Source organism: Dermatophilaceae bacterium Soc4.6, from assembly GCA_039889245.1.
Lineage (GTDB): Bacteria > Actinomycetota > Actinomycetes > Actinomycetales > Dermatophilaceae > Lapillicoccus.
The window spans coordinates 4,162,146-4,175,530 of sequence record JAZGVH010000002.1 but is presented as its reverse complement, the minus strand read 5'-3'; the positions used below and the strand labels follow the sequence as shown (position 1 = coordinate 4,175,530).

Here is a 13,385-nt window from a genome sequence, read left to right as displayed (position 1 = left end):
GGCAGAACCGTCGCACACCTCGTGGCCGACCCGCCCTGGCGTCGTCGCCTTACGCGCAGACTAGGGCCTGCCGGGCCCGCGCGTGGGGCAACCCGCCAGAGCGGGTCGGTTCGTGCCGTGCCGGGGTGGGTCAGTCACCCTTGACGTTGACGATCTGCCGCAGCACGTGCCGCACCTCGACGAGGTCCGCCGCGTCGGCCATCACCTGGTCGATGTCCTTGTAGGCCATGGGGATCTCGTCGATGAAGGCATCGGTGTCGCGGTACTCGATGCCCACCATCGCCGCCTTCAGCTGCTCGCGCGTGAAGGTCGCGCGCGCCCTGGTCCGGGAGTACTCCCGCCCCGCCCCGTGCGGCGCCGAGTGCAGCGCGACCGGGTTGCCTCGGCCCGAGACGACGTATGACGCCGTGCCCATCGACCCGGGGATGAGCCCGGGCCGCCCCGCCTCCGCGTTGATCGCGCCCTTGCGCGAGACCCACACCTGCCTGCCGAAGTGCTTCTCCGACTCGGTGTAGTTGTGGTGGCAGTTGATCTCCTGGGTGCTCTCGACGTCGGCGCCCACCCACTCGGCGACGCACGAGACGACCCGGTCCATCATCTCGGCACGGTTGGCGAGCGCGTAGTCCTGCGCCCACCGCATCTGCCGGATGTAGGCCCAGAACTCGTCCGTGCCCTCGACGAGGTAGGCAAGATCCTTGTCGGGCAACGGGATCCACCACTTCGCACACAGCTCCCGTGCGACGGCGATGTGCTTCTGCGCGATCCGGTTGCCGACGCCCCGCGAGCCCGAGTGCAGGAAGAGCCAGACCCGGTCCTCCTCGTCGACCGAGACCTCGATGAAGTGGTTGCCCGAGCCGAGGGTGCCGAGCTGCAGCTCCCAGCGAGCGGCGTGCGCGCCGGGCTCGAAGCCCGCTCCCTGTGCGGCCGCGGTGAGCACCTCGAGCCTGGACCGTGTGTGCTCGAGCGTGACCGCGCGGTTGGCCGCACCGGCACTGAGGGGCACGGCCCGCTCGATGGCCTCGCGCACGGGGCGCCGGTCGCGGGGCAGGTCGTCCTGGTGCCACTGGGTGCGCACGGCGATCATGCCGCACCCGATGTCGACACCGACGGCTGCCGGCATGACGGCGCCGAGGGTGGGGATGACCGACCCGACCGTCGCGCCGAGACCGAGGTGGGCGTCGGGCATGAGGGCGAGGTGGGGGTGGATGAACGGCATCGTGGCCGTCCGCACCGCCTGCTCGCGGGTCTGCTGCTCGAGGATCGAGGCCCAGCTGAGGAGCCTCGCGTTGATCTTCTCCATGGTCCTTCCCTGTCTGGGGGTGCCCGCGGCGCCGGTGGTGCACGGGCCTGTCGTGGCCTGCAGAACCTAGGCGTCCAGCGGGCGGCGCGCCACCCGTTTAGGCTCGCCCGTATGCCGTCGCCCACCTTCCGCAAGGCTGGCTCGGCAGTGCCTCTGGGCTACTTCCCCTGGGAGGCCGCAGGACTGCGCTGGCTCGCCGACGCTCCTGGGGGCGCCGCCGTCGTGGAGGTGCTGGAGGTCGACGACGACCACCTCGAGCTCGTGCGGCTCGCGACCGTCGCCCCGACCGCGGCGGCGGCGGACGCCTTCGGGCCCCGCCTGGCAGCCACCCACCTCGCCGGTGCGCCGGCCCATGGCAGTCCCCCGCAGGGATGGCCCGGGGACGGCTGGCTGGGCCCGCTCGCCGATCCCCACCCCCTGCTCCTGCGGCCGGTCGCCACCTGGGGCGAGTTCTTCGCCGAGCAGCGCGTGCGCCCGCTGCTCGACGAAGGCGTGCGCCGCGGCGTCTACGGCACCGACGACCGCCGGCTCTTCGAGGCCCTCGCCGACCGGGCGACCGACGGCGCCTACGACACCGGAGACTCCCCGTCGCGGCTGCACGGCGACCTGTGGGCGGGCAATGCGATGTGGACCCCCGACGGCATCGTGCTGATCGACCCCGCCGCCCACGGTGGCCACCGGGAGGCCGATCTGGGCATGTTCACCCTCTTCGGGGCGCCCCACCTCGAGCGGATCCTCGCCGCCTACGACGAGGCCGCACCCCTGGCCGACGGCTGGCGCAAGCGCCTCCACCTGCACCAGGTGCACCCCCTGATGCTGCACGCGTGCCTCTTCGGCGGCTCGTTCGTCGAGCAGAGCCGAGAGGCGGCGCGCGCCTGGGTGTGACGGGGGCGTGACGGGGTGTAGACAGCAGGTTCATCGAGGTCCACCCGGCACCAGGGGCAGTCATGACGACGTACCTGATCTACTTCAACCAGCAGTGGGTGGGCGACCACACGCAGGAGTGGTTCGGCGGGCGCGGACCGCTCGCCCGCGCGGTGGTCACCGAGATGAGGCAGGCCGGGGTGCACGTCTTCTCCGGTGGGCTGGAGGAGGAAGACGGCCCGGTGTACCACGCCGACCCCACGAGCGGCACCGTGGTGGTCAGCGACGGGCCCTACGTCGAGACCACGCAGTTCCTGGGCGGGTTCGCCGTGGTCGACGTGGCCGATGACGAGGCCGCCACGATGTGGGCGGCCAAGGTCGCGCAGGCCTGTGGCTGGCCTCAGGAGGTGCGCCGCTTCAAGCCGTAGGGGTGCACCACAGCCGACGACCGTTGCCTGAGCGCGGGGGGCCCGACCCCGCCGCCGTCAGACGAGGCGGAGCGCGACCGTGCCGCTCGAGACGTCGGCGCCCTCGCACCGCACGTGCACCTCGGCGCCCGGCTCGGCACTGCCCTGCGCCTGGCCGAGGATGGCGGGGTCGCTCAGCTGCACGACGACCGCACCCTTGCGGCCCGGCTCGACGACGACCGCGGGGAAGGTCTGCCCCACGTGGGCCGACATCACCGCCGCCTCCACCGCGTCGGTGATGGCCCGCTCCACCGCCGACGCCTGGTGCCCGCCGGACCGCATGAGCTCGGGCAGCAGCGGGAGCGCCTCGCGGGCCCAGCCGGGCACCTCGGCTCCGCGGGCGAGCGCCTCGCAGACGACCAGCCCGAAGCGGTCGACCAGACGACGCAGCGGCGCGGTCACGTGGGCATACGGCGCGGCGACCGCCGCGTGCGTGCTCGGCGACGGGGGCGCCCCGTCGAAAGGCGTGTACCCCGCCCCGCGGAAGAGAGCGGTCGCCTCGTGCACGAGCGCCAGGTGCTGAGGGTTGGTGCGGTCGAGGCCGCGCAGCAGCTCGCCGTACGCCTGCCCCGACGGCCACTCGACGCCGAGCGCACCGGCCTGCCGACGAAACCGCGCCACCGCGGCCGGGTCGGGGTCGGGCATGGTGCGCAACAGTCCGAGGCCCCCGTCGAGCATGATGCCGGCCGCGGCCATGCCGGTCATCAGCGACAGCTGGGCGTTCCAGTCCTCGGCGGGCACCGGCGGCCGGAAGGAGAGCACGTAGTCGCCGTCGGCGTCCTGGCTGACCTCCTGCTCGGGCAGCGGCAGGCTCGCCCCCCCGCGACGCCGCTCGAGCTCGATGCGCCGCTGCCCCACCTCACGCAGCAGGACCAGGCGCCGGTCGTCGGTGCCGGCATCGACCGCCTCCTGCACGCGGCGGTAGTCGAGGCGGTCGGTGCTGCGCACCACCGCCCGGTAGAGGTCGGTGCGGGTGACCTCACCCTCGGCATCGAGGGCCAGGTCCCACACGAAGGCCGGACGAACGACCCCTGGGAGCAGGCTGGCCGCTCCCTCACTGAGCTGCGGAGGATGCAGAGGCGCCCGCTCGTCGGGCGCGTAGACCGTCACCGCCCGCCTGCGGGCCTCGACGTCGATGGCGCCACCGGCCATGACGAACGCCGGCACGTCGGCGATCGCGTAGCGCACCCGGAAACCCTCACCGGCCCGCTCGATGTGCAGGGCCTGGTCGAGATCCATGGAGCCCACCGGGTCGATGGTGCAGTAGGGCACGGCCGTCTCGTCGCGGTCGGGGAGGACGGCCGACGCCGCGGCCCGCTCGGCCTCCGCGAGCACCGCGGGCGGGAAGTCGCGCGGCACCCCCTGCTCCTCGCGGATGGCCCGGAAGCGTGCCACCAGCGCGCCCGCGTCGGGCAGGGCGGCCGTGGCCGCCACGGGGGTCGAGGTGCGATACCGCAGGACGCGCGAGGCCATGGACGCACTCTAGGGCCGCACGTGACCGGTCCACCCGATCGGGCTAGTGTCGGCTCGTGCTCGTCCTCCTGCCGCCCTCCGAGGGCAAGACCGCCGCACGTCGCGGCAGGCCACTCGACCTGGGTGTCCTCACCTTCCCCGAGCTCAGCGACACGCGACGGGCCGTGCTCGAGGCCGTGGCGCAGGCGAGTGCCCGACCGGACGCCCTCGACGCACTCGGGGTGCCCCCCACCCTCGCCGCCGAGGTCGAGCGCAACACCCGGCTCGAGACCTCCGCCACCGCGTCGGCCGGCAAGACCTACAGCGGTGTGCTCTACGAGGCCCTCGACCTCGCCACGCTCGACCCCGCAGCCCGACGGCGCGCCAACCGCTGGCTCCTCGTCGTCTCCGCCCTCTTCGGTGCGGTGCGTCTCGGCGACCGCATCCCCGCCTACCGGCTGTCCATGGCCGTCAACCTGCCGCCCCTCGGGCCACTCGCCTCGGTCTGGCGCGGGCCGCTCGCGCAGGTGCTGCCCGAGGCGGCCGGCCGTGGGGTCGTCGTCGACTGCCGCAGCTCGACGTATGCCGCGGCGTGGGTCCCGCAGGGCCCCCTCGCGCGCCGTTGGGTGCACGTGCGAGTGCCCGGCGCGACCCACATGGCCAAGCACACACGCGGGCTGGTGGCCCGTCACCTGGTCGAGGTCGGGCTCGACGTGCGGACCCCGCGGGGGCTGGCCGACGTCGTCGCCCGGCGCTTCGACGTGCACCTCGCCGAGCCGGCGAAGCCCGGCCAGCCCTGGGTGCTCGACGCCGTCTCGCGGAGCTAGGCGGGCCTGGGCGGTGTCGTCGACCGAGCTCGCAGATCTCGCTGCCCGGGTGCTGCCCGTGCTCGGCTTCCTCGTCGCCATCACGGTCGTCGCCGAGGCCTCCGACCTCGCCGGGGTCTTCGACGTCGCCGCCCACTGGGCGGCCCGAGCAGGGCGCCAGCGCGTCTGGGCGCTGTGGCTGCTGGTCGTGGGTCTCGCCTGCGTGTGCACGATCGTGCTCAGCCTCGACACGACCGCGGTCCTGCTCACGCCGGTGGCCGTGACCGTGGCGCGGCAGGTCGGTCTGCCGCCGCTGCCCTTCGCGATGACCACCCTGTGGCTGGCCAACACCGCCTCGCTGCTCCTGCCCGTCTCCAACCTCACCAACCTGCTCGCGCTGCACCGCCTCGGCGCCCTCGGGGTCGGGCAGGCCGGCTACCTGAGGCTCGCCTGGGCGCCCGCCCTCGCGGCGATCGCCGCCACCGTGGTGCTGCTCGCGCTGCGCCACCGTCGGGCGCTCTCCGGCACCTACACCCCACCGGCGGCTCCCGAGCCGCGCGACCGGGTGCTGCTGGTGGTCGCCGGCGCCTGCTGCCTCGCCCTCGGTCCCGCCTTCGTCGCCGGGCTCACGCCATGGGTCCCCTCGAGCATCGCGGCACTGGTCCTGGTCGTCACCCTCCTCGTCCGCGACCGCTCGCTGCTGCGCCGCATCTCGGTGCCGTGGCAGATGGTGATCGGCGTCAGCGTGCTCTTCGTCGTCGTGCAGCTTGCCCTCGACCACGGCCTCCAGGCGCTGCTCGCGTCGCTCGTCGGCACCGGCGGCGGGGCAGGAGCCCTCTTCCGCGTCGGCGCGGTGGGCGCCCTGGCCGCCAACGTCGTCAACAACCTCCCGGCCTACCTCGCGCTGGAGTCGGTCACGTCCGACGCCGCACCGCGCCTGCTGGCGCTGCTCGTCGGGGTCGACGTCGGCCCGCTGGTCACCGTCTGGGCCTCGCTCGCCACGCTGTTGTGGCGTCAGCGCTGCCGGTCAGCCGGCCTCGAGGTCAGCACGGCCTACCTCGCCCGCGAGGGCCTGCTGTGTGCCGTCGTGGCAGGAGCCGCGTCGGTCGCCGCGCTCGTCCTGCTCACCTGACCCTCCCTACCCAGCGGGTCAGACCGTCGCGAGGGCGGCCGTCACGTCGTCGACGAGGTCGCGCACGTCCTCGAGCCCCACCGAGATGCGGATGGTGCCGTCGGTGATGCCGACCGCCGCGCGGGCCGCCGGGGTGAGCCGGCGGTGGGTCGTCGTCGCCGGGTGCGTGGCCAGCGACTTGGAGTCGCCGAGGTTGTTGGAGATGTCGATGACGTGGAGGGCGTTCAGGAAGCGGAACGCCTCGTCCTTGCCCCCGTCGAGGAAGAAGGTGACGACCGTGCCTCCGCCCCCCATCTGGGCCTTGGCCAGCTCGTGCTGCGGGTGCGAGGGCAGGAAGGGGTAGAGCACCCCGGTGACCTTGGGGTGGGCCTCGAGCGCGGTGGCGAAGGTCAGCGCGCTGGCGGCCTGGCGCTCCACGCGCAGGCTCATCGTCTCGAGTCCCTTGACGAGGGTCCAGGCGTTGAAGGGCGACAGCGAGGGGCCGGTGTGGCGCATGAGGTTCTTGACCGGGCCCATCACGAAGTCGCGGGGCCCCAGCACGGCGCCACCGAGCACGCGGCCCTGCCCGTCGATGTGCTTCGTGGCGGAGTAGACGACGATGTCGGCGCCGTGCTCGAGCGGCTTGCTGAAGACGGGAGTGCCGAAGACGTTGTCGACCACGACCTGCGCGCCGGCGGCGTGCGCCAGCTGTGACACCGCCTCGAGGTCGACGAGCTCCTGCATCGGGTTGCTCGGCGTCTCGAAGAAGACCGCCGTCGTGGGCACGCTGAGGGCCTCACGCCACTGCTCGAGGTCGGACCCGTCGACGAAGACCGACTCGACCCCCCAGCGCGGCAGGATCTCGTCGAGGATGACGAAGCACGAGCCGAAGAGCGCCCGCGAGCTGACCACCCGGTCGCCCTGGCCGAGCAGGGCGCCGAGGGCCACGAAGACCGCCGACATGCCCGATGCCGTGGCGAAGCAGGCCTCGGCCCCCTCGAGCAGCCGCAGCCGCTCCTCGAACATCGAGACCGTCGGGTTGCCGTAGCGGCTGTAAACGAAGCGGTCGATGTCCTCCTTGAAGGCCGACTCGGCCTCCTCGGCGCTCGAGTAGACGAAGCCGCTCGTGAGGTAGAGCGCCTCCGACGTCTCGTCGAACCCGCTGCGGGTCAGCCCGCCACGCACAGCGAGGGTGTCGGGGCGCAGCGGGCGCGGGTCGTCGGTCACCGGGTCAGCCCTGCTTCCACGGGAGCCCCGCGACCTTCCAGCCCGCGACCGCGCGGTGACCGTGCGCGTCGTGGCCGCCCTCGAAGCCGTCGAGCACGTTGTAGGCCGGTCCCAGACCCTGGGCCGTGGCCGCCTCAGCCGCCGCCACCGAGCGGACCCCGCTGCGGCAGAGGAAGTAGACCGGCGTCCCCTCCTGCACCCCCGCCGACCGCAGCTGCTCGACGAAACCCGGGTTGCGGGCGCCGTCGGGATAGGTCGTCCACTCGATGGTCACCACCGGCCGTCCCAGGCCGCTCAGGTCGGGCACCCCGACGAACTGCCACTCGGCCCGCGTGCGCACGTCGACGAGCACCGCGTGCTCGTCGGACTCCAGCGCGTCGTAGGCGTCCTGCGGGGTGACGTCACCGGCATAGCTCATGCGCTCGACGATAGCGCCGTCGGCGAGACCGTCACGGGACGGTCCGGCTGCCGGGCGGGCACCCGGACGGGCAGGCTTCGCACGGGCAGCCTTCGGACGGGCAGCCGATCAGACGGGCAGGCCACTCTCGGGGGTGCGCACGAGGATGCGCCCGCACTCCTCGCAGCGCACGACCTCGTCGGGGGCCGCCGTGGTGATGCGTTGCAGGTCTCCGCCGTTGAGCTCGAGCCGGCACCCGCCGCAACGGCGCTGGCGCAGCTCTGCTGCCCCGACCCCGCCACTGTTGCCGCGCACCTTCTCGTAGAGCGCGAGCAGGGCCTCGTCGACCCCGGGCCGGATGGCGTCGCGCTGGCTCGCCACCTGCTCGCGCTCGCTCGCGAGCGTGCTCAGCCCGGCGTCGCGGGCGGCCTCGAGCTCGCCCAGGGTGACGGTGAGGTCGGCCCGCGAGGCCTCCAGGGCCGAGGCGCGGGCCGACAGCTCCTCGGCCTTCTCCATGATGTCGATCTCGGCGTCCTCGAGCTCGAGCTGACGCCGGGCGAGCGACTCGAGCTCGTGCTGCAGGGCCTGCAGGTCCTTCGGTGAGCCCGTGCCGGCGTCGAGCCGCGACTGGTTGCGGGCGGCACGGTCGCGCACGAGCTGCACGTCGGCCTCGGCCTTGTCGACGTCGCGCTGCACGTCGCTCACGGCGACGCGGGCGTTGGCGAGGTCCGTGTCGAGGTCGCGCCCCTTCTCCTGCAGCATCGCGATGTCCTTCAGCTGCGGCAGGGTGACCGTGGCGTGGGCGATCTGGTCGAGTCGGGTGTCGACGGCCTGCAGGTCGAGCAGCCGCTGCTGCTGGGCGGGATCGGCTTTCAGGGGGTACCTCTCAAGGTGTGGTCGCGGCGTTCGCCCCGACGACGAAGGTCCAGGGCTCCGTGCGCAGGGTGGAGACGTGGGTCTCCAACCTAGACGACTCCGGCTCACCCGCGTCCAGGGTCGCCCGCAGCCGACGCTCGGCACTGGCCAGCCAGACCCACTCGCTGGCCCAGTGGCCGGCGTCGACGAGGAACGGCCGACCGCCACGGCTCTGCTCGCGCTCCTCGAGGACGGGGTGGTGGCGCAGGTCGGCGGTGACGAAGACGTCGGCGCCCGTGGCCCGCACCTGCTCGAAGCGGTCGTCCCCCGAGCCGCCGACGACCGCGACGCGGCACACGGTCGCCTCGGGGTCGCCACTGACCCGCATGCCGCCCGCCGTCGGCGGCAGCACGCGCGCCAGGCGCTCGGCGAAGGCCCGCAGCGTGACCGGCTCGGCCAGGTCACCGACCCGGCCGAGCGCGTGCGGTCTTTCCGGGGTCGACGGGGTCAGCGGCTGTGTCTCGACGAGTCCGCAGGCCTCTGCCAGCGCGTCGCACACGCCCGGGCGGGCGAGGTCGGCACTGGTGTGCGCGCAGTAGATCGCGAGGTCGCCGAGGACGGCGCGGGTGACGGTCTCGCCCTTGGCCGTCACCGTCGCGACCGAGTGGATGCCGCGCAGCAGCAGCGGGTGGTGGGTCAGCAGCAGGTCCGCACCGGCGTCGATCGCCTCCTTCACGACGGCGAGGGTCGGGTCGACGGCGAGGTGGACCCGTCGGACTGGCTGGTCGAGGTCTCCCGTCACCAGCCCCACCCGATCCCACGACTCGGCGGTCTCCGGCGGATAGAGACGCTCGATGGCGGCGACGACGTCACGCAACGAGAAGCCCTGCAGTGGAACGCTGCTCACCGAGGCCGCCGAGCTCGGGCCGCGGTGACGGCGACGACGGCCAATGGCCAGAGCGACTGGGCGCCGGCCACGACCCGCTCGGACAGCCCGATGCGGGAGCCGCCCAGCTCCAGCCCGAACCACACGAGCAGCGCAGACAGGGTGCCCGCCGCGACCCACCCGACCCGCCGGCTCGGCAGGGCCGCGGCGGCCGGCCAGACGGCGAGCAGCACGAAGCTGGCGGTCGCCACCGGCGCGTGCACCGGCGAGGGCAGGGCGAAGACGGCGACCAGCCCGGCGCTGACTCCGCCCACCCCCAGCGTCACGCGCCCCCAGGGAGCCGCCTCGTCGAGCGACCACGCGGTGCCGACGTGCGCGAGACCGGTGAGGGCCAGCCCGGTCGTCATGATCCAGCGGTTCGGGGCGTCGACGGCGGCGAGCTCGCTGATCGTGTCGGCCACGGAGTCGAAGCCGGGCCGCTGGGCGGCGGCGAGGGTCCAGCCACCGATGAGGGCGAGGGGGGCGAGGGGGGCCGAGAGCAGGGCGAGGGACTTCACGAGCCCGAGTATGCCGCCCCGCCGCGCCCCCACCCCGGCTTCCCGACAAGGCGCTGTCGAGGCCGCACCGAGACATCCGACGGCGCAGGCGGTAGGAATGAGGGGTGGCGGGGTAACACCCGACGCAGGCACGACGACGTGCCACTCCCGCAGAACGAAGGAGCAGTCCATGAGCGAGACCCCCATCGAGGACCCGACCACCGAAGGTCCCGCCGACGGCGGAGCCGACGCAGCCGGTCACGACGGCGGCGCTGACGGCGGCGCAGGCGAGGGCCCGGCCGACGGCGGCGCCGACGCAGGCGGCCACGACGGCGGTGCCGACGGCGGCGCCGACGGCGGCGCCGACGGCGGCGCAGACGGCGGTGCGGGCGAGGGTCCGGCTGACGGCGGCGCTGACGCGGGCGGTCACGACGGCGGGGCCGACGGCGGCGCCTGAGTGAGCACACCGACCGGTGTGGGGGTGCCCGTCCACCTGGACGGGCACCCCGCTCTCTCGCGTCTCGTCACGCTCCCTGTCGACGAGTTCGCTTCTCGCGTATGGGGTCGCGAGCCTCTGCTCTCGTCGGCAGCTGAGCTCGGATGCGGGTTCGACGACCTGCTGACCCCGGCCGCCGTCGACGAGCTCGTCTCCCAGCATGGCCTCCGCACGCCCTTCCTGCGCGTCGCCAAGGGCGGCTCGACCTACGCCGACAGCCAGTTCACCGACGGCGGAGGCGTGGGTGCCGCGGTAGCCGACCAGGTGAGCGACGACAAGCTCCTGCGGCTCTTCGCCGAGGGCGCCACGATGGTGCTCCAGGGACTGCACCGCACGTGGCCCGCGATCACCGCCTTCGCGCAGCAGCTGTCGGCCGACCTCGGTCACCCCGTGCAGGCCAACGCCTACGTGACGCCGCCGCAGAGCACCGGCTTCAGCGACCACTACGACGTGCACGACGTCTTCGTGCTGCAGATCTCGGGCGAGAAGCGCTGGCGCATCCACACGCCGGTCCACGCTCTCCCCCTGCGTGACGAGCCCTGGGCCGACCACCGAGCCGCGGTCGAGACCGCTGCCGCGACCCCGCCGCTGATCGAGACGACCCTGCGGCCGGGTGACTGCCTCTACCTCCCCCGCGGCTACCTCCACGCCGCCACGGCGATGGGCGGGGTGAGCACCCACCTGACGCTCGGCGTGCACACCTGGACGGTGCGCCACGTCGCTGACGCGATGATCGAGCAGGCCGTCCGACGGGCCAGCGCCGGCTCCGTGCTGCGCCAGTCGCTCCCCCTGGGCGTCGACCTGGGCGACCCGGACGATCTCGGCGCCGCCACCGAGGCGGCCCGTGCCGAGCTGGTGCGCGCGATCGAGGCTCTCGATGCCGGCGACCTGGCGCAGGCCCTCGGCGTGCGATCTCGCCGCAGCCAGCGCGCCGCTCCGGTCGCCCCTGTGGCCCAGACGCAGGCGGCGGCCCGCGTGGGCGAGCTCGGTCGCGTGGCCCTGCGCCCTCACCTGATGGCGAAGATCCAGGTGGGCGCCGACGGCGTCACGCGCCTGGTGAGCCGGGCTGCGCCCGTCGATCTCGACGCCACCTCGGTCGTCGCGGTCCGTCGGCTGCTGGCCGAGCGCGAGGCCGTGGTGCCCGACCTCGGCACTGACCTGACCCGTCGGCTGCTGCTGGCCGGGGTGGTCACGCCCGCGTGAGCTCGGCAGCATGGCTGAGCCCGACGGGTCACCCGCACCAGCCTCCCGGCGGCCGGCTGACGAGGGCGTCATCCCGCCCCTGCCGACAGCGATCGCCTCGCGCTCGTTGATCGGCGAGAAGGTCGAACGCCGCGTCGAACCGTTGCTCGCCACGCCCGTGTCCGACGTCGACGTCCTGCTCGCCCAGGCGCTGGCGGCCGTCGTTCCCTCCGTGATGTCGATGTGGATGGTCGTCGAGGCGGCAGCTGCAGGGGGCACTGGGTCGTCGTGGTCGGGCGGTGACGACAGACCTGGCCAGCGCCCGGTCGTGCGACGTCGCCAGTCCCGCCGGCGTCACAAGCAGTACTGGGAGGGCTGCAGCACGGCGTTGGCGGCGAACCAAATGCCCGGTACGGCGGCGACAGCCCCCGCGCCGAGCAACCACGGTCTGCGCCACCGCAAGGCGAGCATCCCCCAGACCACCAGGCCGACGGCGGCGAACCCGGAGAAGGCGAGGACCATCACCCGCACGCGCGCGGTGGCGTCGGCATTGGTGCAGGCAGGCCCGGCTTCGGCCAGCACCCGGATCGTGTTGGGCTCGCCACCGGGGCGGTTGGGCTCAGCCCGGAGCGGCAGGTAGTCGGGGTAGCCGGGGGCACCGAGCTGCGCGGCGTAGTAGAAGAGGTCGTCGGCGACGTGCTCAGCGGTCTCCCAGCAGTCCCACTCCAGGTCACCGGCGCGGACCGACCAGTCGGACCCCGCGGCTGATTCCAGGGCGTCGACGGCGGCGGCAACTGCCGCGGTCACGTCGTCGGCAGACACACTCACCATCGCACCCTATGCGCGCGCGCGCGCACGCGCGCTCGGCTACGCGCACGCCTCCTGAGCTCGACCCTCACTCGGCCTCGTCGAGCCACCAGCCGGCGGTGAGGCCCGCATTCCGGCCGGGCTCGATGTAGAACTCGTGACCGAAGGCCATCGCGAAGACGGCGGGCTCCATCGCCAGCATCATGCCGACGTCGGAGGTCTGGCTCGCGTGGCACGCGAGGGCGGCCCGCTTGGTGGCCACGAGGTCGCCCAGGTCGACGTCCCAGTGGATATCGGCTTCGGGCGTGCCCACCGGGTTGCCGTCGTCGGCGGCGGCGTCCGGGTCCCAGTCGGAGTCCATCCCCGCTGCCTTGGCCATCTCGAACATGCCGCGCATCCGGTCGCGGTTCATCGTCGCCTGCAGCTCTCGGGGGCGTCGCGCCGCGAGACCCAGCGCCCGCTGGACGACGTCGTGCACCTTGACGTGGTCGGGATGGCCGTAGCCGCCGTGCCAGTCGTAGCCGATGACGACGTCGGCGTCCTCCTCGTCGAGCACTGCGGCGACGCGGGCTGCCGCCTCGTCGACGTCGGCCGCGTGGAACGAGCCGTCGGCGGAGTTCTGCTCCCACCCCGTCATCCCCGAGTCGGCGTACCCCAGCCAGACGACCCGGGCGGTGCCGGTCACCCGCGCCGACGCCTCCGCCTCGAGGCGCCGGCGCTGGACGACGGTCTCGCCCGGCGCCAGGTCGTCGGGCGCCGACCCGTGGTCACCGTTGGTCGCGTAGACCACGACCACCCGGTGCCCCTCGGCCGAGGCCCGGGCCATGGACCCGGAGGTGCCACTGGCTTCGTCGTCGGGGTGGGCGTGGACGAAGACGAGGGTGCTCACGTCGACGATCATGTCAGCCCCCACCGACATCCGGAGCCCGATCGGGGTGTGAAGTCGCATCCCTCGGGTAGGTAGAACCTCACGGCAGCAATCTTCCCGGGGGGATTGCA

15 protein-coding genes are annotated in these 13,385 nt (G+C 73.6%); 6 read left to right on the top strand and 9 right to left on the bottom strand.

All coding sequences use genetic code 11. The annotated features are described in order from the left end of the window. Window positions 1–130: 130 nt before the first annotated feature. A complete protein-coding gene (locus V3N99_19520) occupies window positions 131–1,300 on the bottom strand; it encodes an RtcB family protein (GenBank protein MEO3938920.1) in 1,170 nt (389 codons plus the stop codon). Between the two features lie 111 nt (window positions 1,301–1,411). On the opposite strand from V3N99_19520, the gene V3N99_19515 reads away from it, so the two are divergent. Together V3N99_19515 and V3N99_19510 are read left to right on the top strand one after the other, a co-directional pair. Further along, window positions 1,412–2,185, top strand: a complete 774-nt coding sequence (locus tag V3N99_19515; protein ID MEO3938919.1) for a fructosamine kinase family protein — start codon at window positions 1,412–1,414, stop codon at window positions 2,183–2,185. Between the two features lie 62 nt (window positions 2,186–2,247). Beyond that, window positions 2,248–2,592 carry a YciI family protein gene (locus tag V3N99_19510; GenBank protein ID MEO3938918.1) on the top strand — a complete coding sequence of 115 codons (345 nt, stop codon included), beginning with the start codon at window positions 2,248–2,250 and terminating at the stop codon, window positions 2,590–2,592. A 57-nt stretch (window positions 2,593–2,649) separates the two neighbouring features. Here the strand turns inward: V3N99_19510 and V3N99_19505 are convergent, their stop codons facing one another. After that, on the bottom strand, window positions 2,650–4,104 hold the full coding sequence (locus tag V3N99_19505; GenBank protein MEO3938917.1) for an RNB domain-containing ribonuclease: 1,455 nt from the start codon (window positions 4,102–4,104) through the stop codon (window positions 2,650–2,652). A gap of 56 nt (window positions 4,105–4,160) precedes the next feature. On the opposite strand from V3N99_19505, the gene V3N99_19500 reads away from it, so the two are divergent. Continuing rightward, window positions 4,161–4,910 (top strand): peroxide stress protein YaaA, encoded by a 750-nt coding sequence (locus V3N99_19500; protein MEO3938916.1) that lies wholly within the window; start codon window positions 4,161–4,163, stop codon window positions 4,908–4,910. A gap of 13 nt (window positions 4,911–4,923) precedes the next feature. Further along, window positions 4,924–6,021, top strand: a complete 1,098-nt coding sequence (locus V3N99_19495) for an SLC13 family permease (protein MEO3938915.1) — start codon at window positions 4,924–4,926, stop codon at window positions 6,019–6,021. A gap of 18 nt (window positions 6,022–6,039) precedes the next feature. Here the strand turns inward: V3N99_19495 and V3N99_19490 are convergent, their stop codons facing one another. The 5 genes from V3N99_19490 to V3N99_19470 all read right to left on the bottom strand — a co-directional run bounded on the left by V3N99_19490 (window position 6,040) and on the right by V3N99_19470 (window position 9,922). Beyond that, the gene (locus V3N99_19490) at window positions 6,040–7,227 is read right to left on the bottom strand and encodes an O-succinylhomoserine sulfhydrylase (GenBank protein ID MEO3938914.1); all 1,188 of its coding nucleotides are present in this window, start codon (window positions 7,225–7,227) and stop codon (window positions 6,040–6,042) included. Between the two features lie 4 nt (window positions 7,228–7,231). Next, complete coding sequence (locus tag V3N99_19485; protein ID MEO3938913.1) at window positions 7,232–7,645, bottom strand: rhodanese-like domain-containing protein; 414 nt, start codon at window positions 7,643–7,645, stop codon at window positions 7,232–7,234. 108 nt (window positions 7,646–7,753) lie between these two features. Beyond that, window positions 7,754–8,386, bottom strand: a complete 633-nt coding sequence (locus tag V3N99_19480) for a C4-type zinc ribbon domain-containing protein (protein ID MEO3938912.1) — start codon at window positions 8,384–8,386, stop codon at window positions 7,754–7,756. A gap of 124 nt (window positions 8,387–8,510) precedes the next feature. Continuing rightward, window positions 8,511–9,386, bottom strand: coding sequence for a Nif3-like dinuclear metal center hexameric protein (locus V3N99_19475; protein MEO3938911.1), 876 nt, complete (start codon window positions 9,384–9,386; stop codon window positions 8,511–8,513). Next, window positions 9,383–9,922: a DUF998 domain-containing protein gene (locus tag V3N99_19470; protein MEO3938910.1), complete on the bottom strand. Its 540-nt coding sequence runs from the start codon at window positions 9,920–9,922 to the stop codon at window positions 9,383–9,385. The genes V3N99_19475 and V3N99_19470 overlap by 4 nt, the downstream gene beginning before the upstream one ends. A gap of 169 nt (window positions 9,923–10,091) precedes the next feature. Here V3N99_19470 and V3N99_19465 point away from each other — a divergent pair, with 169 nt between their 5' ends. Then, entirely contained in the window at window positions 10,092–10,358 is a 267-nt protein-coding gene (locus V3N99_19465; GenBank protein ID MEO3938909.1) for a hypothetical protein, read from the top strand. Continuing rightward, window positions 10,359–11,600 (top strand): cupin domain-containing protein, encoded by a 1,242-nt coding sequence (locus V3N99_19460; protein MEO3938908.1) that lies wholly within the window; start codon window positions 10,359–10,361, stop codon window positions 11,598–11,600. A 333-nt stretch (window positions 11,601–11,933) separates the two neighbouring features. Here the strand turns inward: V3N99_19460 and V3N99_19455 are convergent, their stop codons facing one another. Beyond that, window positions 11,934–12,407 carry a hypothetical protein gene (locus V3N99_19455; protein MEO3938907.1) on the bottom strand — a complete coding sequence of 158 codons (474 nt, stop codon included), beginning with the start codon at window positions 12,405–12,407 and terminating at the stop codon, window positions 11,934–11,936. A 67-nt stretch (window positions 12,408–12,474) separates the two neighbouring features. Continuing rightward, a complete protein-coding gene (locus tag V3N99_19450; GenBank protein MEO3938906.1) occupies window positions 12,475–13,275 on the bottom strand; it encodes a PIG-L family deacetylase in 801 nt (266 codons plus the stop codon). Window positions 13,276–13,385: the final 110 nt, after the last annotated feature.